Source organism: Mesorhizobium sp. M00.F.Ca.ET.216.01.1.1 (assembly GCF_004010325.2).
GTDB lineage: Bacteria > Pseudomonadota > Alphaproteobacteria > Rhizobiales > Rhizobiaceae > Mesorhizobium.
The window spans coordinates 1-284 of record NZ_SADR02000567.1; the positions used below are offsets into that span (position 1 = coordinate 1).

The following is a 284-nucleotide window of genomic DNA, read 5'->3' on the forward strand; positions in this document are numbered from 1 at the left end:
CGAAATCAAGTCCAAGAAGAAGGTTGGCCTGGGCTCGCTCCTCGGCAAGCTCTCGCTCAGCAAAAAGTGGCGCTTTCATCGCGGCATCGGGTAGTCGATCATGTTTGGTAAAAGAGGCACAGATGACGGCAATCGGGCGAAGCCCGAATTCCGTCCGCCAGCACCGGCTCCCGCCGCTCCCGGCACCGCTGCGACGGCGGTTCTCGAACGGCCGGCCGCGGCCAGCGCGCCCGCCACGCCGCCCCCCCGCCGCGCGGTCGAGCCGCCGCCGGTGGCGCCCGAGC

General features: G+C 69.4%; 1 pseudogene. It reads left to right on the top strand.

Features of this window, described 5'->3' with window-relative positions:
• Positions 1 to 100 precede the first annotated feature (100 nt).
• A pseudogene (locus tag EN859_RS38930) lies at positions 101 to 284 on the top strand (CpaF family protein); the annotation flags it as partial.